This is a genomic window from Bradyrhizobium nivariense (assembly GCF_029846695.2).
Classification (GTDB): Bacteria; Pseudomonadota; Alphaproteobacteria; order Rhizobiales; family Xanthobacteraceae; genus Bradyrhizobium.
Genome location: NZ_JARWCR020000058.1, coordinates 42718 through 60162, shown reverse-complemented (window position 1 = coordinate 60162; position 17445 = coordinate 42718). Strand labels below are relative to the sequence as shown.

The following is a 17445-nucleotide window of genomic DNA, read 5'->3' as shown; positions in this document are numbered from 1 at the left end:
GCCTTGACGACCGCACCCCGGATCAAGCCTACTTCGATCTTCCTCCGCTCCGCGCGGCGGCCTAACACCGGCAGAGTCTCCACTTATCGACGCGGAATTTTTGTTCAGACAATCGGGACCGGCTCTTCGTTCGATCCACAAAAGATGTTATCGTTAGATTTGAAACCAACCGTGTTATTTACATTCCCACCCGGAATCTTGGTCCAAGGGATGGCTTCGCTCCTCTCCCAGAAAGGGAACGATCCAGTGCTCCGACGGTTGCAGAAACTGGAACGGCGTTGCTGGCTGCATTCGATGACGCTGAATAGCGATCCAGGTCGTAGGGATTGCGATGACAGTGCACTTAACCTTATCGATTTCGTCTGATGCCGACGCCGGATCAACTAGGTGCACTGGATTGTAACCCTTAAATGAGACACGGAAGTTCGTGTGCAGTTGCCTATCGCATTGTTTGCCCGGAGGTGGATATCAGCAGGGATTCCGCGCGTTGCCTACAGCGATTGGCTGTTGCCGCTTTCGAATGGGCCACGATGGCATAGTGCCACTGTTTTGCCCGACGCTTCAAACGACATTCGTAAAATACGAAATTGATGCTTGCCTTCGATTGCGCTCAAACTGACGGCGCGCCTCGAATTGCGGTGCAACACTGCAGAATCCCGGCCATTGCCCGTTTGCCGCTGATTTGCTCGACGCAGCAATGACTTGCCGAATGGACAGTGTGCCGTTCGGCAGTCGCGTTTCTACTGTGCATGGGGTTGTTTTCGATTTTTTTGCGGGAGGGAGCCCGGCCCGGTCCAGCAAAGGGGAGGGAACGCAGCCAGCGCGCTGACTCCGCTCTTCCCCCTGGCGCTTGAGCTGAACGAAACAACAAGGCCCGGTCGCGGTGGCGACCGGGCCTTGTTCGTTCGTGCCGACTCGTGGCGCTTACGCGGCGGTCGAAGCCTTCCGTGCCGCCTTCTCCTGGGCAGCGGCGGCTTCGTCCTTGCGAATCTCCGACAGGCGCTTCTGCACTTCGGCCGAGAAGATGTACTGCGCCGGGCGCTGCTTGGTCATGTCGATCTCGGGCGCCATCGGACCCGTGGTCCTGACGCCGCGCAGCGACACCCACATCGCCTTCAGCGGGTGGCTGATGGCTGCGGTGGCCGCCGTCGGCTCGTAGCCGCAATGGGCCATACAGTCGGCGCACTTCTCGTACTTGCCGGTGCCGTAGGTCTCCCAGTCGGTGGTGTCCATCAGCTCCTTGAAGGTTTTTGCGTAGCCTTCGCCGAGCAGGTAGCAGGGCTTCTGCCAGCCGAAAATGTTGCGCGCGGGCATGCCCCAGGGCGTGCACTCGTATTCCTGGTTGCCGGCGAGGAAGTCGAGGAACAGGCCGGAATGCATGAAATTCCACTTCTTGCCCTTGCCCATCGCAAAGACGTCGCGGAACAGCTTCTTGGTCTTGGTGCGGTTGAGGAAGTGCTCCTGGTCGGGCGCACGCTCATAGGCATAGCCTGGCGACATCGAGACGCCGACGCCGAGCTCGACGGTGAGGTCCAGGAACTTGGCGATCTCCTCGGCCGGGTGGCCGTCGAAGATGGTGGCGTTGACGTTGACGGTGAAGCCGCGGGCCTTGGCCGCCTTGATCGCGGAGACGGCGCGGTCGAACACGCCCTTCTGCGACACGGCCTTGTCGTGGTGCTCCTTCAGGCCGTCGAGATGCACGGAGAAGAACAGATAGGGCGAGGGCTCGAACAGGTCGAGCTTCTTCTCGAGCAGCAGCGCGTTGGTGCAGAGCGAGACGAACTTCTTGCGCGCGACGAGGCCGCGCACGATCTCGCCGATCTCCTTGTGGATCAGCGGCTCGCCGCCGGGAATGGCGACCATCGGCGCGCCGCACTCGTCGGCCGCGTCCCAGCACTCCTGTGCGGTCATGCGGCGGTTGAGGATCGCGTCCGGATAGTCGATCTTGCCGCAGCCGACGCAGGCGAGGTTGCAGCGGAACAGCGGCTCCAGCATCAGCACGAGCGGATAGCGTTTGCGGCCAAGCAGTTTCTGCTTGATCAAATAGCCGCCGATACGCATTTCCTTGAAGAAGGGGATAGCCATTACAAGTTTCTTTCTGGGCTTGAAATTCGGGTGGGTCAGCTCGCAGCCAGTTGGGCTGGAAGCCGGAATTCGATGTTTTCCTCGCGGCCCGGCAGCACCGAGACCTTTACCGGTCCGATCCGCCGCATCGCTTCGATCACGTCATCCACGAGTACCTCGGGCGCCGAAGCGCCGGCCGTGACGCCGACGGTCCTGACATCTTTCAACCACTCCGGATTGAGCGCGCGGCCGTCGGCAATCAAATAACTCGCGACGCCGGCTTCAGTGCCGATTTCGCGGAGCCGGTTCGAGTTCGAGCTATTGGCAGCGCCCACCACCAAGATCACGTCGACCAGCTTGCTCAAGTTCCTTACCGCAGATTGGCGGTTCTGTGTCGCATAGCAGATATCCCGGATATCCGGGCCTTGAATGTCTGTAAAGCGGGCCTGGAGAGCCGAAATGATGTCCTTGGTGTCGTCGACCGACAGGGTGGTCTGGGTGATATAGGCCACTGGCGCATCCGCGGGCAGCTCAAGGGCCTTAACCTCTTCAACGCTTTGGACCAGCAGCACGGGGCCGGGAATCTGGCCCATGGTGCCCTCGACCTCGGGGTGGCCGGCATGGCCGACCAGGATCAAGGTGCGGCCCTTGCTGATGTAACGCTTCCCCTGATTGTGAACCTTCGTGACCAGCGGGCAGGTGGCATTGAGCACCGGAAGGTCGCGCGCGGCGGCCTCTTCCTCGACGCTGCGGGCGACGCCGTGGGCGCTGAAGACCGTCACAGCCTTCGGCGGAACCTCCGCCAGCTCCTCAACGAAGATCGCGCCTTTGTTTTTCAGGCTCTCGACGACGTATTTATTGTGCACGATCTCGTGGCGCACATAGACGGGCGGGCCGTACTTCTCCAGCGCCCGTTCCACAATCTCGATCGCACGCACCACCCCCGCGCAAAAGCCGCGCGGTTGCGCCAGATAAACTTCCATTGGATGCCCATCACGCAAGTTGCACCAATCCGCTTCTCAAGTCTCCGGGGACGCCCGACACTAACCAATGAGCTGCAATATCCGCACCATCGGTTTCGCGCACGCGGTAGCCGCCCACCCCCGTTGGGGCTCCGGTGCATGGAGGCGCAGTACTTTGTGTCAAAAAATCGGCAGCAAGGAAAGGTCGAATGAACTTTGGTTCCCTGCTGGGTCAATTTCACGGTATTATAGTAGGGAACACCCCTCATCAGCAAAATGGGCGACATTTGTGCGCGCCCTTCGTCACTTTCCCGCCTCAACTCCCCGGCTATACCCGACCGCCCCGCATGATTTTGCTACGGTCTTCCCGCCGTTTACCTCGAACCTTCTGGCGGGAATAACCACTCAAAACAGCAATAGGTTTCACCCGGGAACTCCGATAAACAGCGGGCGTTTCCGGCAAGCTATTAACCGCAGAAAGAAAAGAAGTGCTGCAAAGCGTAGTCGTTGCCATCGTCAGGGCCTGCACCCGGTTTGCCTCCCTCGTCGTCGTTCTCGGGCTCCTGCTGGCCGTGGGGGCGGGCTATTACACGTCCCGGCACTTCGCCATCAACACCGACATCAATTCGCTGATTGCCCAGAATCTGGACTGGCGCCAACGCGACCAGCAGTTCGATCGCGCCTTCGACCGCGATGCGACGATTACGGCGGTCGTCGAGGCCAAAACGCCGGAGATGGCGACTGCGGCGTCGGACGCGCTCTATGCCAAGCTGAAGGACGACAAGATCAACTTCCAGTCGGTGCAGCAGCTCGGCACCGGCGAGTTCTTCGAGAAGAACGGCCTGCTGTTTCTGCCGACCGAGGAGGTCGGCAAGGTCACCGGCGAGTTCGAATCCGCCGCGCCCCTGATCGAGATCATGGCCGGCGATCCCTCGATCCGCGGCCTGACCGGCGCGCTGGAAACGGGACTTGCCGGCGTCAAGCGCGGCCAGGTCAAGCTCGACAACACCGAGCGGCCCTTCAACCAGATCGCACAGACGGTTGAGACCGTGCTCAACAAGGGCAATGCGACCTTCTCCTGGCGCGAGCTCGTCAGTGACGAGCCGCTGACGGATTCGGACAAGCGCGCCTTCATCGAGTTCAAGCCGATCCTCGACTACAACGCGCTGGAGCCCGGCAAGGGCGCCACCGACGCGATCCGCAAGGCTGCAGCCGATCTGGATTTTGCGACCAAGTACCAGGCGCGGGTGCGGCTGACCGGTCCGGTGCCGATCGCCAACGAGGAATATGCCACCGTCCAGGAAGGCGCCATCGTCAATGGCGTCGGCACGGTCCTCGTCGTGCTGCTCATCCTGTGGCTGGCGCTGCATTCGGCGAAGATCATCGTCGCGGTATTCGTCAATCTCTTCGTCGGTCTTGCGCTGACAACCGCCGCCGGTCTGATGATGGTCGGCTCGCTCAATTTGCTGTCGATCGCGTTCGCCGTGCTGTTCGTCGGCCTCGGCGTCGATTTCGGCATCCAGTACAGCGTCCGCTATCGCTCCGAGCGCTACAAGCACAACGACCTTTCGGGTGCGCTGGTGCTGGCCGCCAAGCGCTCGGCAATTCCGTTGTCGCTGGCGGCGATGGCGACCGCGGCCGGCTTCCTCTGCTTCATCCCCACCGACTACAAGGGTATCGCCGAACTCGGCCAGATCGCCGGCGTCGGCATGCTGGTCGCGTTCGTCACCAGCATCACCATCCTTCCGGCGCTGCTGAAGCTGTTGAACCCGCCCGGCGAGAAGGAGCCGGTCGGCTACGCCTTCCTGGCGCCGCTCGATCACTTCCTGGAGAAGCACCGCGTGCTGGTCGTCGGTGGCACGATCCTTCTCGCGGTCGCCGGCCTGCCGCTGCTCTACTTCATGAAGTTCGACTTCAACCCGATGAACCTGCGCAACCCGAAGGCCGAATCGATCGCGACCTTCCTCGATTTGCGCAAGGATCCCAACACCGGCGCCAATGCCATCAACGTGATGACGGCGTCCGAGGAACAGGCGAAGCAGGTCGAGGCGAAGCTGGAGAAGGTGCCGGAGGTGTTGCGCGTGATGTCGCTCAACAGCTTCGTTCCTGAAGACCAGCCGCCGAAGCTGAAGCTGCTCGCGCAGGGTGCCAAGGTGCTGAACCCCGCGCTCAACCCGGACCAGATCGACGCGGCGCCGTCGGACAAGGAGAACGTCGATTCGCTGAAATCCTCGGTCGACAATCTGCGCCGGACCGCGGGCGACGCGAACGGCCCGGGTGCAGGCGCCTCGCGCCGGCTCGCGGACGCGCTCGAAAAGCTCGCCAATGGCGACGAGGCCACGCGCAACAAGGCGCAGGACGTGTTCGTCACGCCGATGAAGATCGTATTCGACCAGCTCCGGAACGCGATGCAGGCCGAGCCGGTCACCCTGAAGTCATTGCCGCCCGACCTCGTCAGCGCGTGGAAGAGCAAGGACGGCATCATCCGCGTCGAGGCGCTGCCCAAGGGCGATCCCAACGACAACGACACCCTGCGCAAATTTGCGGCGGCGGTGCTCGTTGCCGAGCCGACCGCGATCGGCGGCCCGGTCTCGATCCTGAAGTCGGGCGACACAGTGGTGAAGGCGTTCATCCATGCCGGCATTTACGCGCTGCTGGTGATCGGCCTCTTGCTGTGGATCACGTTGCGCCGGTTCGTCGACGTGCTGATGACGCTGGTGCCGCTCCTGGTTGCCGGCGCGGTAACGCTCGAGATCTGCGTGCTGATCGGCCTGCCGCTCAACTTCGCCAATATCGTCGCGTTCCCGCTGCTGCTCGGCGTCGGCGTCGCCTTCAAGATCTATTACGTCGTGGCCTGGCGCTCGGGCCGGACAAACCTGCTCCAGACCAGCCTGACACGTGCGATCTTTTTCAGTGCGCTGACGACGGCAACCGCGTTCGGCAGCCTGTGGCTGTCGAGCCATCCCGGCACGTCCAGCATGGGCAAGCTGCTCGCGCTCTCGCTGGTGACGACGCTCGCCGCCGTGCTGCTGTTTCAGCCGGCCCTAATGGGCAAACCCCGCAATCTCAGGGAGTAGGCAGATGTCGCCGACCGGGTCGGCGGCGCCCTTCTGACCGGGTTTGGCAGTGCCGACGGCCTTCGGGGCTGCGGGCGCAGGCTGTGCCGCTGTAGCGCCCGTCGTTCCCTGGGCTTTCGGCGCCGCGCCAGTGGACTTCGGCGCGCCCTTGGCCATGGCGTTGGCGGGGCTCAAAGGGATCGGGGGGCCGACCCGGGTCCAGGTCTCGCCACCGCACAGGAAGCCCATCACGCAGCCCTTGATTTCAAGCTGGTCGGTCCCCGCCGGTGTGATGGTCGCGCTGTAGAGCTGGCCGTCCTTGGCGTTGTAGACCTGACCTTCCCACTGATCGGCGCCGGGCTTTTTCTTCATGTCGATCAGGGTCGCCATGCCCAGCGTGGGCCTGGTCTTTTTCGACGCGTCCGGATTGTATTCATCGCGGCCGCCGGGCTGTTTTTCCCAGGAAACCGCGCCCCACATGCTGCCATTGCATTGGGCGACACGAATGTTGGCGACGCCGTCGGCGACCCGCCAGTCGCCGGTGGGATCGGCGGCGAGCGCCGGGGTCAGGCAGGTGAAACCGCCACCCAGTATTAGTCCGGTGTAAAGGGCTAAACGCATGATAGTTCCTTGGCCGTGCAACATGGTCTAAAGCTGTGCTTGCGAAGATGGTCCGAAAAAGGGCAAAAGGCCGCACAGACCGTTTTCGGCAACGGTCCGTTTTCAGTTGACGAGACGGCCCTCAACCGAAGTATGTAGCGGATGCACAGCCCAAATCCAGACATGTCTCAGCTATTCGCGGACCGTCAGGCCCAGCGCAGCGCCCTGCATAATCGGCATCTGAACGAGCAGTTCGTTCGGGTCCTGAAGACCATCGGCTATGATGTCGGCTTCCAGAAGGGGCAGGGGCAGTACCTGTACGACCGCGACGGCGCGCGCTATCTCGACCTCTTGTCCGGCTTTGGCGTGTTTGCGATCGGGCGCAATCATCCTGTCATGCGCGAGGCGCTCAAGAGCGTGCTCGATGCAGAGCTGCCCAACCTCGTCCAGTTCGACGTCTCGGTGCTCGCCGGCGTGCTCGCCGAGCGGCTTTTGAAGTACGTCCCCTATCTCGACAAGGCGTTCTTCGCCAATTCCGGCGCCGAATGCGTCGAAGCCGCGATCAAGTTCGCCCGCGGTGCCACCGGCCGGCCCGGCATCGTCTATTGTGCCCATGGCTATCACGGCCTGACCTATGGCGCGCTGTCGCTGACGGGTGATTCGAACTTCCGCACAGGCTTCGAGCCGCTGCTGCCGGGCTGCACCTCGATCCCGTTCAACGATCTCGCCGCGCTCGAAAAGGCGCTGGCATCGCGCGAGGTAGCCGCCTTCGTCGTCGAGCCGATTCAGGGCAAGGGCGTCAACATGCCCACCGACGAGTTCCTGCCCGGGGCGGCGGCGCTCTGCAAGAAATACGGCACTCTGTTCGTTGCCGACGAGATCCAGACCGGCATGGGCCGCACCGGCCGCTTCCTCGCGGTCGAGCACTGGAACGTCGAGCCCGACATGGTGCTGCTGTCGAAGTCGCTGTCGGGCGGCCACGTGCCGGTCGGCGCCGTGCTGACGCGCAAGAGCATCTTCGACAAGATATTCAACCAGATGGACCGCGCTGTGGTGCACGGCTCCACCTTCTCCAAAAACGACCTCGCGATGGCCGCCGGCATCGCCACGCTCGACGTCATGGAGTCCGAGAAGCTGGTCGAGTCCGCCGCCAAGCGTGGCGCCGAGCTTCGTCTCGCGCTCACGCGCATGGTGCCGGGCTACGAGCTGTTGAAGGAAGTGCGCGGCAAGGGCCTGATGATCGGCATCGAGTTCGGTCCGCCGAAATCGCTGCGGCTCCGGGCCTCCTGGAACGTGCTGGAAGCCGCCAACAAGGGTCTGTTCTGCCAGCTCATCACCGTGCCGCTGTTCAAGGACCACAAGATCCTCACGCAAGTCGCCGGCCATGGCAGCCACACCATCAAGCTGTTGCCGCCGCTCACCATCACCGAGGAAGACTGCGGCTGGATCGAGCGCGCCTTCGACGACGTCATCGCGGGCAGCCACAAGGTCCCCGGCGCGATCTGGTCGCTCGGCAAGACGCTGGTCGACAACGCGGTGAGGCGGTCGGCGTAGGCCGATCGCTCAGGCCGCCTTGGGCTTGTTCACAGTCTCGATGCGGTCGAGCGCCTTGCCGAGATCGCGCTTGGCGATCTGGATATCGTAGTCATTCTGAAGATTGAGCCAAAGCTCGGCCGTCGTGCCGAGGGCCTTGGCGAGTCGAAGTGCTGTGTCGGCGGTGATCCCAGTCTGTTCGCTCGCGATCCGCTCGATTCGCGTACGAGGAAGGCCGCATGTCCTCGCAAGGGCACCAGCCGACATGTCTAGCGGAACCAGAAATTCCTCCCGAAGAACCTCACCAGGATGCATGGGCTTTAGTTTTTTGACCATCGTCGCGTCTCCTAGTGATAGTCCACAATCTCGACCTCGGCGGGGCCTTGCGCTGTCCAGACGAAGCACACTCGGAACTGATCGTTGATCCTGATCGAGTGCTGTCCCTTGCGATCGCCGGCGAGGGCCTCAAGGCGGTTGCCGGGTGGCGCCCTTAAGTCGCCGAGTTCGCCTGCTGCGTGCAGATAACGCAATTTCCGGCGCGCAACCTTGATCAAATCGGCCGGAAAGCCCTTAGGACTTTCGCCGTCAAAGACCGCCTCAGTCGTCTTATCCCTGAAGGTCTTGATCACTCAAACAATGTATCATTGTCTGATACGCAATTCAAGGCCATGTGTATCAATAGATGATACATCTTGAGGCCGCTACCCCGCCACATTCGCTTTCATCGCTGCCTCGAACTTGTCGACGAACTCGGCGAGCTCGTCGGCGCCGAGATCGCTGACGGCCCAGAAGTTCAGGCCGCGCTCGCCCCAGCGGCGGCAGTTGAAGCCCTGCATGGTCTGGGTCTTCAGCGGCCGATGTTCGATGCTGACGGTCTGTGCCACGAACAGGTTGATGACATGCTGCCGGCGCCGGTAGACCACTGCGCCGATGGCGCGCGCGTCGATATAGTCGAGCCGGCCACCCACGAGCGTAAAACCCTGCGCGGTGAGATCGATCACGGGCGGGGCGACGTCGAGCTTGCCGTTGAACCAGGGCTTGACGGTGTGCTGGTCGGTCGAGATCACGTCCGTGAGATGGCCCGCCTGGAGCGAGCGCAGGTGGGCGGAGACGACCTCGGACAGGATGCGCTGCTGGTCGTCCTGGCGCAACACCACGGCGACGACGCCGGAGGCGGCGAGCGCGGAGACCGCAGAGCCCATCGCGAAGCCGCGCAGCACGGAGCGGCGGCTGGGCTGGCGCTGTGGCCCAGGCAGAGACGCTTCGATCCGTGCGCGCAGGCTTGCGGGCGCGGTATAGCGCAAGTTGGCGTCGGCCAGCACGCGCTTCATTTCCTGTTGTGAGGCAAGCTCGGCGGCGCAGGCCGGGCAGCTTGCGATATGCGCTTCGACCTCGCGCGCGTGGCCGGCATCGAGCTCGTTGTCGAGCAGCGCGTGAAGCAGCATTTTTGCTTCGTCGCAGTTCATTTCGAGTGCTCCTCTTCCGCCATCCAGGCCGCGCGCAGCATGGCGCGGGCGCGTGCGAGGCGGGACATCACGGTGCCGACGGGTGCGCCGACGGCCTGGGCGATTTCGCGATAGGACATGTTGCTGATCTCGCGCAGCACGAAGGTTTCCTTGAACGGCTCGGCGAGGGCGTCGATCAGCTTGCGGATCGCGCCGGCGTCGCGGCTGCGCAGCACTTCCGTCTCCGGGCTCGCCTCGGTCTCTTGCCATATCGGCGTCTGCTCGGGGGCGCCGGGTTTGTCCTCGATGGCGGCGTGCGAATGCGCGCGTCGTGCATATTCGGCGTTGCAGACGTTACGCAGGATCGCGAACAGCCAGGGCTTCATCGCAGGGCCGCGATAGCTGTCAAAATGCTTCAGCGCGCGCAGATAGCATTCCTGCACCGCATCCTCGGCATCGGAGGCATCGCGCAGCAGATAGCGCGCGAGCGTGTAGACGTCGTCGAGATGGGGCAGGGCCGCCTCGCGGAAACGCTGCGCCTTCTGGAAATCGTCGCTGACGGGCATCGCCTCTCGCTTTGCCTCTTGTTTCGTTTCTTCCCCCGACACGGCTGAAGACGCGCAAGCCCGGCCAGCGTGGGACCGCCGGCCGGGCAAGACAGAGATGCCTTGGTTCGAGATGTTACTCAACCTTGATCATCCCCGTCATGTGCGGATGCAACGAACAAAAATATTTGTAGTCGCCCGCATTGGTGAAGGTGAACGAGAACTTGTCGTCGGTGTCCAGGGTCTTGGACCGGAACTTGCCGGCCGACACCACGGTGTGGGGGATGTCGTCCCGGTTGGTCCAGGTCACGGTGCTGCCGGGCTCGATCTTGAGCTCGGCCGGCTGGAAGACGAAATTGTCGATATGCACCTCCATATTGTCGTCGGCACGGGCGGTTGTCGCGGGCAACAGGACGGCCGCGGCCAAAGCGAGACCGAGGTCGACACCGAAGTCGCGGCGATTGAGTGTCTTCATTGTCAGCTTCCGTTCCGTCCTGCTCAGCCCTGGAGCGGCGTGTCGATGATCGCGAGCCGCTGCTCGTTCTGCTTGAAGTTGACGCTGGCAACGCCCAGCATGGCGCGCAGCTTTGCGTCCTCGACCTTCATCGGTCCGGGCGATGGAGCGGCCCCCGGCGCTGGCTGCGGGAATGCAGTCGAACGCGCGGTGTGGAAGGTGACGTTGCCCTCGACCTTCTGCATCACCTGATGGATGTGACCGTTCAGCACGGTGACGGAGCCGAAACCCTTGACGTATTCCAGCGCGCGGCCGCCGTCCTCGGTACCCCAGCCCCATTCCGGATAGACGGTCCAGAGCGGGATGTGGGCGAACAGCACGATCGGCATCGATTTCGACTTGCCGCGCAGGTCGTCCTCGAGCCAGGCGAGCTGCTCGGCGCCGAGATTGCCGAGACCGCCGGCCTTGAGGTCGACGACGTTGACGAGGCCGATGAAGTGAACGCCGCCGGCGTCGAACGAATACCAGCCCTGGCCCTTGGTGCCGCGGCCGTAGCGCTCGCGATAGAATTTTACTTCCTCGTCGAGGAAGTCATGCTCGCCGGGCACGTAGTGCACGTCCAGCTTGCTCTGCGAGATGATGCGATCGGCGTTGTCGAATTCGGCGGCCTTCGACAAATGGGTAATGTCGCCGGTATGGATCATGAAGGAAGGTTTGGCCGGCATCGCGTTGATCTTGTTGATGGCCTCCTCGAGCGTGCCGAGCGCGTTGGGATTGGCAGGCTTGTCGAAGCCGACATGGCTGTCGCTGATCTGGAGGAAGGTCATGCCGGGCGCGGCCGCGGTCGCGGCTTGCGCGGAATCGATGATGCCGAGCGAGCGCGGCACGCCGCCCGTGATGGTCCAGAGCACCCCGGTGCCGGCCCAGGTCATGCATTCCAGCACCTTGCGGCGGCTGACGCCGTCGTCCCCGTGATTGTGTCCGCTCATCGCGCGTCTCCTCTCGCCCGGAATTGGGCTTCGGGGCGGTGATCGGAGGAGGGGTGGGTTTATTCCCGAATGCGATGACGTTTTCGTGAGGTGGTGGGAATGCGGGGCCAGCTGCGTGGCTATTCCCGGATTGCGCTTCGCTCCGTCCGGGCTACGGAACGAACTTCGAAAACTCCCGCACCGCTTCCACCACGGCTGCCGGCGCTTCCTGCGCCACGCAATGCCCGGCGCCCTTAAAAACCAGCGTGCTGACGCGCGGGATCAGCGACACCGCGCGCGACGCCATCTCCTTGTAGATCGGCCCCGACTTCGCGGCTGTCGTGATGCGTACCGGGCAGTCGATCTCGGTGAGCGAGGCAAACGGATTGCCGCGGGCATCGCCAACGTAGACCTGCTCCATCGCCTCGTAGATCGGACGCAGCATCGCCGACTCGATCTCCGGTGTGCAGCAGAGCCGCACCCGGCCATCGCCGAGCGGCACGAAGCCGTGGCGCACATAGGCCCGAAGCGAGGTCTCGGTCCAATCCGCAAACGTTGGCGCTGTGCGGTAGCGTTCGAAGACCGCGTCAGCACTGTCGAACCCGGCGCGCCGGCGCAGCGTGCCCTGTACTTGCGATAGGGATTCCTCGCCCAATCCGCCGGAGCGCGCTGCGCGCGGATCCATGACGGTCGGCTCCATCACGAACAGGCGTGTGAAGCGTCCGGGCAAGAGTTTCGCCGCAAGCAGAAGATCGGTCGCGCCGGCGCTGTGGCCGATGCCGTAGACCTCGCGCAGCTCGAGCGCATCCATCACCCGGCAGACGTCCTCGGCGTAATCCAGAAAATGATAGGCGCCGGGCTTGTGGCTGGCGCCATGGCCGCGGCGGTCGAGCGCATAGACGGTGTAGGCCGATGCAAGCTCGCGGGCGACCTCGTCCCAGACATCGGCGACGAAACCGGTGCCGTGCACGAGCAGGGCAGGCGGTTTCCCGCTATCGCCCCATTGCAACATGGCGATCTCTGCGTCGGCCGGGCCGATTGAAAAGCGCTGACTGATCATGGTGACGGGATGCTACTTCGCATCCTCCAAAATCATCGTCGCCCCCTTTTCGGCGATCATTGCGGTCGGCGTATTTGTATTGCCCGAGGTGATCGCCGGCATGATCGAGGCGTCGATGATGCGCAAGCCTTCGAGGCCGTAGAATCGCAGCCGCTCGTCCACCACCGCCATCGGATCGTTCACCGCGCCCATCTTCGCGGTGCCGACGGGATGGAAGATGGTGGTGCCGATATCGCCGGCAGCCTTCGCGAGCGAGGCATCGTCGTCGCCGACGGTGGGGCCGGGCAGATATTCGCTCGGGCGATATTTTGCGAGCGCCTTCTGCTGCATCAGGCGGCGCGTGGTGCGGATGGCATCGGCGCCGACCTGGCGGTCGTCGTCGGTCGACAGATAGTTTGGTGCGATGATCGGCTTCTCGTCTGCTGATGCCGAGCGAAGACGTACGGTCCCGCGCGAGCTCGGCTGGAGATTGCAGGCGCTCACCGTGATCGCGGGGAAGCGGTGCAAGGGATCGCCGAACTTGTCGAGCGACAGCGGTTGCACATGGAATTGGATGTTCGCCCGCGCGCGCGTTGCATCTGAGCGCGTGAAGATGCCGAGCTGCGACGGCGCCATGGTCAGGGGACCGCGGCGTCGGAAGGCGTAGTCGAGCCCCATCAGGCCGCGGCGGACCAGATTGTAATAGGTCTCGTTCAGTGTGCGCACGCCCTCGACCTTGTAGATCGCACGCTGCTGGAGATGATCCTGCAAATTGCGGCCGACGCCGGGCTTGTCCATCACGATCTCGATGCCGAGCGGCGACAGCCATTCCGCAGGCCCGATGCCGGAGCGATGCAGCACCTGCACCGAGCCGATCGAGCCTGCCGAGAGGATCACTTCGCGTTTCGCACGCGCCTCGATGATCTCGCCATTCTGGATGAAGCGCACGCCGACGGCGCGGCCCTGCTCGATGATGAGACGATCGACCAGCACATGCTTTTCGAGCCGCAGATTTTGGCGGTTCAGCGCGGGCTTGAGGAAGCCGCGCGCCGACGACCAGCGCCGGCCGCGCTTCTGGTTGACGTGGAAATAGCTCGTGCCTTCGTTGTCGCCGGTGTTGAAATCCGGGATGCGCTTGATGCCCATCTCCTCAGCCGCATCGCCCACGGCATCGAGAACGTCCCACGACAGCCGCGGCGCCTCGATGCGCCAGCCGCCCCCGGTGCCGTGATGCTCGCTCGCGCCGAGGAAATGATCCTCGAGCCGCCTGAACAGCGGCAGCACGTCGTCATAACCCCAGCCGGTCATGCCGAGCTGGCGCCAGTGATCGTAATCGGCGGCCTGTCCGCGCATCGAGATCATGGCGTTGATCGCCGAGGATCCGCCGATCACCTTGCCGCGGGGATAGGCGAGCGCGCGGCCGTTCAGGCCGGGCTCGGCCTCGGTCTTGAACATCCAGTCCGAGCGCGGATTGCCGATGGCGAACAGATAGCCGACGGGAATGTGGAACCAGATCCAGTTGTCGTCGCCACCGGCTTCGAGGACGAGGACGCGGTTGCCTGACGCGGCCGACAGCCTGTTGGCGACGATGCAGCCCGCCGTGCCGGCCCCGACGACAATATAGTCAAACTCACCTTCGAGCCGCCTTGGCATTCTGTTTCCACCCGGATGGTCACTTAGCGTTCCGTCCTAATAGGCAGACGCGGAGGATCGGGACAAGCCCGGCCATGCCGAGCAAGCAGGGCAAGACCTCGATCCCCGGCAGTTGGGTGGACTGGTGCTTGCATGGTAGACAGTCCTGTATTTTCAACAAAGCTTGAGACCCTCCATGCCCATCGTGAACCGTGTCGCCGACCTTCAACCCGACATTCAGGCCTGGCGCCGGGACATCCACGAGCATCCTGAGCTGCTGTATGACGTCCACCGCACCGCAGCATTCGTCGCGGACCGCCTGCGCGAATTCGGCTGCGATGAGGTCGTGACCGGCCTTGGCCAGACCGGCGTGGTCGGCGTGATCAAGGGCAGCAAGCCGGCCGGCGGGGGCCTCAAGGCCATCGGCCTGCGTGCTGACATGGATGCGCTGCCGGTCGAGGAACAGACCAACCTGCCTTACGCTTCGAAGACGCCGGGCAAGATGCACGCCTGCGGCCATGACGGCCACACCGCGATGCTGCTCGGCGCGGCCCGCTACCTCGCCGAGACCCGCAATTTTGCCGGTGATGCGGTGGTGATCTTCCAGCCGGCCGAGGAGGGCGGTGCCGGCGGCTTGGCCATGGTCAAGGACGGAATGATGGAGCGCTTCGGCATCGAGCAGGTTTACGGCATGCACAACGGCCCCGGCATTCCGATCGGCTCGTTCGCGATCCGACCGGGTCCGATCATGGCGGCGACCGACGAGGTCGATATCATGATCGAGGGCCTCGGCGGCCATGCCGCGCGTCCGCACAAATGCGTCGATTCCGTGCTGGTCGGCGCGCAGGTGATCACGGCGCTGCAGTCGATCGTCGCGCGCAGCGTCGATCCGCTGGAATCGGCCGTGATCTCGATCTGCGAGTTTCACGCCGGCAACGCCCGCAACGTCATTCCGCAGACTGCGACGCTGAGGGGCACTATCCGGACGCTGTCGCCGGAGGTGCGCAAGCTGGTCGAGAAGCGCGTGCGCGAGGTTGTGGCGGGCGTGGCGCAGATCACCGGCGCCAAGATCGATCTGCACTACAAGCGGAATTATCCCGTGGTGAACAACCACGCAGCGGAGACCGAGATTGCGCGTCGCATCGCCGGGCAGGTTGCGGGCGATGCCAACGTGCACGAGATGTCGCCGCTGATGGGCGGCGAGGATTTCGCCTATATGCTGGAAGCGCGCCCCGGCGCCTTCATCTTCTGCGGTAACGGCGACAGCGCCGGCCTGCATCACCCCGCCTACAATTTCGACGACGAGGCGATCGTTTACGGCACCTCGTACTGGGTCAAGCTGGTCGAGGAATCGCTCGCGGCATCGTAAGGCTGAGCCGAAAGCACCAATGAAAAGGGCCCGTGCATCGCACGGGCCCTTTGTCTTTGAGTGATGTGATCGGCTTCAGAAGATCCGCGAGAAGATCACGTACAGCGTGCCCGACAACAGGATGGCGACGGGCAGGGTCAGCACCCAGGCCATCACCATGTTCCTGATGGTGGCGACCTGGAGACCCGAACCGTTCGCGGCCATGGTGCCGGCGACGCCGGACGAGAGCACGTGGGTGGTCGAGACCGGCAGGCCGAACACGTCGGCGGCGCCGATCGTGGCGGCGGCGACGAGCTCGGCGGAGGCACCCTGCGCGTAGGTCAGGTGGGTCTTGCCGATCTTCTCGCCGACGGTGACGACGATGCGCTTCCAGCCGATCATGGTGCCCAGGCCGAGCGCGATCGCGACCGCCACTTTCACCCAGGTCGGGATGAACTTGGTCGCGCTGTCGAGCCCGCCCTTGTAGGCGTTCAAGGTCGCGACCTCTTCCTTGTTGAGGTCGTTTTCCTTGTCCTTCATCAGGAAGCGGATCGCTTCCGAGGTCAGGTACATGTCGTTGCGGGTGTTGCCGACGACTTCCGCCGGCACCTTGTTCAGCGAGCCGTATTTCGCAACCTGCTCGCCGACATCCTTCACCAGCACTGACAGCGAAGGGTAGGTGCCTTCGCTGATGTGATGCGATGTGACGTACTGCGTCACCGCAGGACGGGGATCGCCGATGATCGCATGGCCGGCGCCCTTGGCCGCAACCACCTTGGAGGCGGCTTCCGAGACCTTTGCGAATTGGGCGACCTGCGACTCCGGCAATGCGCGGTTGAGCGCATAGGCGGTGGGCACGGTGCCGATCAGGATCAGCATGATCAGGCCCATGCCCTTCTGGCCGTCGTTCGAACCATGGGCGAAGCTGACGCCGGTGCAGGTCAGGATCAGCAGGCCGCGAATCCAGATCGGCGGGGCTTTGTTACCCTCAGGGGCGGCATAGAGCGCCGGGTTCTTGATGATCACCTTGAGCAGCAGCAGCAGGCCGGCGGCGCAGACGAAGCCGACCAGCGGCGACAGCAAGAGCGCATAGCCGATCTCCGTGGCCTTGCCCCAGTCCACGCCCGAGGTGCCGTCGCGGCCGCGCATCAGCGCGTTGGCAACGCCGACGCCGATGATCGAGCCGATCAGCGTGTGCGAGGAGGAGGCCGGCAGGCCGAAATACCAGGTGCCCAGATTCCAGAGGATCGCGGCGATCAGCAGCGCGAACACCATCGCGAAACCGGCGCTTGAGCCGACCTGCAGGATCAGCTCCACCGGCAGCAGGGAGACGATGCCGAAAGCGACCGCGCCGGAGGACATGAGCACGCCGAGGAAGTTGAAGAAGCCCGACCACATCACTGCGACTTCGGCCGGCAGCGAGTGGGTGTAGATCACGGTCGCAACCGCGTTGGCGGTGTCGTGGAAACCGTTGACGAATTCGAAGCCGAGCGCGATCAGGAGCGCAACGATAAGAAGGAGATAGGGCAGGTAGCTCGTGACCCTGGTACCGGTCGCATCGACATCGGAATAGATGCTGTAGGCTACATAAAGCAGGCCAGCGGCAAGAATGCCGAAGAACAGGATCATCGTCAGCGGGTTAAAACCCTTGTCGAGATTTGGCCGCGAAGCCGGCTGGATCGGCGCGGGATCGGCTACCGCGCGGTCGAATGCAACATCGGTCATGTCTGGACGCCCCTTAACTTTCTGTAAGGGCTATTGTCCCCGATGGATTTGAAGGCTGGATGACAACCAGCGCT

Annotated in this window: 15 protein-coding genes; 3 read left to right on the top strand and 12 right to left on the bottom strand. The window is 63.4% G+C overall.

Annotation, left to right across the window (positions count from 1 at the left end; translation table 11 throughout):
* Positions 1-924 precede the first annotated feature (924 nt).
* Positions 925-2085 carry an adenosyl-hopene transferase HpnH gene (gene hpnH / locus QCM77_RS33860; protein WP_279664981.1) on the bottom strand — a complete coding sequence of 387 codons (1161 nt, stop codon included), beginning with the start codon at positions 2083-2085 and terminating at the stop codon, positions 925-927.
* A 35-nt stretch (positions 2086-2120) separates the two neighbouring features.
* On the bottom strand, positions 2121-3047 hold the full coding sequence (gene ispH / locus QCM77_RS33855) for a 4-hydroxy-3-methylbut-2-enyl diphosphate reductase (protein WP_279664982.1): 927 nt from the start codon (positions 3045-3047) through the stop codon (positions 2121-2123).
* A gap of 467 nt (positions 3048-3514) precedes the next feature.
* On the opposite strand from ispH, the gene hpnN reads away from it, so the two are divergent.
* Positions 3515-6103: a hopanoid transporter HpnN gene (gene hpnN, locus QCM77_RS33850; protein WP_279664983.1), complete on the top strand. Its 2589-nt coding sequence runs from the start codon at positions 3515-3517 to the stop codon at positions 6101-6103.
* Here the strand turns inward: hpnN and QCM77_RS33845 are convergent.
* Positions 6071-6703, bottom strand: coding sequence for a DUF2147 domain-containing protein (locus tag QCM77_RS33845; protein WP_279664984.1), 633 nt, complete (start codon positions 6701-6703; stop codon positions 6071-6073). The two genes, hpnN and QCM77_RS33845, sit on opposite strands and share 33 nt — an antisense overlap.
* A 141-nt stretch (positions 6704-6844) precedes the next feature.
* On the opposite strand from QCM77_RS33845, the gene hpnO reads away from it, so the two are divergent.
* Entirely contained in the window at positions 6845-8236 is a 1392-nt protein-coding gene (gene hpnO, locus QCM77_RS33840; RefSeq protein WP_279664985.1) for an aminobacteriohopanetriol synthase HpnO, read from the top strand.
* 9 nt (positions 8237-8245) lie between these two features.
* On the opposite strand, the gene QCM77_RS33835 is transcribed toward hpnO, so the two are convergent.
* The 8 genes from QCM77_RS33835 to QCM77_RS33800 form a co-directional block, all read right to left on the bottom strand.
* Positions 8246-8551, bottom strand: a complete 306-nt coding sequence (locus QCM77_RS33835) for a HigA family addiction module antitoxin (protein ID WP_279664986.1) — start codon at positions 8549-8551, stop codon at positions 8246-8248.
* Between the two features lie 11 nt (positions 8552-8562).
* Positions 8563-8844, bottom strand: coding sequence for a type II toxin-antitoxin system RelE/ParE family toxin (locus QCM77_RS33830; protein WP_279664987.1), 282 nt, complete (start codon positions 8842-8844; stop codon positions 8563-8565).
* 72 nt (positions 8845-8916) lie between these two features.
* Complete coding sequence (locus QCM77_RS33825) at positions 8917-9681, bottom strand: anti-sigma factor family protein (RefSeq protein ID WP_279686343.1); 765 nt, start codon at positions 9679-9681, stop codon at positions 8917-8919.
* Positions 9678-10226 carry a sigma-70 family RNA polymerase sigma factor gene (locus QCM77_RS33820; RefSeq protein ID WP_279686342.1) on the bottom strand — a complete coding sequence of 183 codons (549 nt, stop codon included), beginning with the start codon at positions 10224-10226 and terminating at the stop codon, positions 9678-9680. Before QCM77_RS33820 ends, QCM77_RS33825 begins: the two co-directional genes overlap by 4 nt.
* A gap of 115 nt (positions 10227-10341) precedes the next feature.
* Positions 10342-10680 carry a cupredoxin domain-containing protein gene (locus tag QCM77_RS33815; RefSeq protein WP_279664991.1) on the bottom strand — a complete coding sequence of 113 codons (339 nt, stop codon included), beginning with the start codon at positions 10678-10680 and terminating at the stop codon, positions 10342-10344.
* Positions 10681-10703: 23 nt separating this feature from the next.
* On the bottom strand, positions 10704-11648 hold the full coding sequence (locus QCM77_RS33810) for a metallophosphoesterase family protein (RefSeq protein WP_279664992.1): 945 nt from the start codon (positions 11646-11648) through the stop codon (positions 10704-10706).
* 151 nt (positions 11649-11799) lie between these two features.
* A complete protein-coding gene (locus QCM77_RS33805) occupies positions 11800-12687 on the bottom strand; it encodes an alpha/beta fold hydrolase (protein ID WP_279664993.1) in 888 nt (295 codons plus the stop codon).
* Positions 12688-12699: 12 nt separating this feature from the next.
* A complete protein-coding gene (locus QCM77_RS33800; RefSeq protein ID WP_279664995.1) occupies positions 12700-14319 on the bottom strand; it encodes a GMC family oxidoreductase in 1620 nt (539 codons plus the stop codon).
* A 175-nt stretch (positions 14320-14494) separates the two neighbouring features.
* On the opposite strand from QCM77_RS33800, the gene QCM77_RS33795 reads away from it, so the two are divergent.
* Entirely contained in the window at positions 14495-15667 is a 1173-nt protein-coding gene (locus QCM77_RS33795; protein ID WP_279664996.1) for a M20 aminoacylase family protein, read from the top strand.
* A 75-nt stretch (positions 15668-15742) separates the two neighbouring features.
* Here QCM77_RS33795 and QCM77_RS33790 read toward each other — a convergent pair whose 3' ends face one another.
* A complete protein-coding gene (locus tag QCM77_RS33790) occupies positions 15743-17371 on the bottom strand; it encodes an inorganic phosphate transporter (protein ID WP_279664997.1) in 1629 nt (542 codons plus the stop codon).
* Positions 17372-17445 lie beyond the last annotated feature (74 nt).

Excerpts from the sequence above, each read along its gene's own strand:
- hpnH (WP_279664981.1), bottom strand. The coding sequence starts at position 2,085 with ATGGCTATCCCCTTCTTCAAGGAAATGCGTATCGGCGGCTATTTGATC.
- ispH (WP_279664982.1), bottom strand. The coding sequence starts at position 3,047 with ATGGAAGTTTATCTGGCGCAACCGCGCGGCTTTTGCGCGGGGGTGGTG.
- QCM77_RS33845 (WP_279664984.1), bottom strand. The coding sequence starts at position 6,703 with ATGCGTTTAGCCCTTTACACCGGACTAATACTGGGTGGCGGTTTCACC.
- hpnO (WP_279664985.1), top strand. The coding sequence starts at position 6,845 with ATGCACAGCCCAAATCCAGACATGTCTCAGCTATTCGCGGACCGTCAG.
- QCM77_RS33835 (WP_279664986.1), bottom strand. The coding sequence starts at position 8,551 with ATGGTCAAAAAACTAAAGCCCATGCATCCTGGTGAGGTTCTTCGGGAG.
- QCM77_RS33825 (WP_279686343.1), bottom strand. The coding sequence starts at position 9,681 with ATGAACTGCGACGAAGCAAAAATGCTGCTTCACGCGCTGCTCGACAAC.
- QCM77_RS33820 (WP_279686342.1), bottom strand. The coding sequence starts at position 10,226 with ATGCCCGTCAGCGACGATTTCCAGAAGGCGCAGCGTTTCCGCGAGGCG.
- QCM77_RS33815 (WP_279664991.1), bottom strand. The coding sequence starts at position 10,680 with ATGAAGACACTCAATCGCCGCGACTTCGGTGTCGACCTCGGTCTCGCT.
- QCM77_RS33810 (WP_279664992.1), bottom strand. The coding sequence starts at position 11,648 with ATGAGCGGACACAATCACGGGGACGACGGCGTCAGCCGCCGCAAGGTG.
- QCM77_RS33805 (WP_279664993.1), bottom strand. The coding sequence starts at position 12,687 with ATGATCAGTCAGCGCTTTTCAATCGGCCCGGCCGACGCAGAGATCGCC.
- QCM77_RS33800 (WP_279664995.1), bottom strand. The coding sequence starts at position 14,319 with ATGCCAAGGCGGCTCGAAGGTGAGTTTGACTATATTGTCGTCGGGGCC.
- QCM77_RS33795 (WP_279664996.1), top strand. The coding sequence starts at position 14,495 with ATGCCCATCGTGAACCGTGTCGCCGACCTTCAACCCGACATTCAGGCC.
- QCM77_RS33790 (WP_279664997.1), bottom strand. The coding sequence starts at position 17,371 with ATGACCGATGTTGCATTCGACCGCGCGGTAGCCGATCCCGCGCCGATC.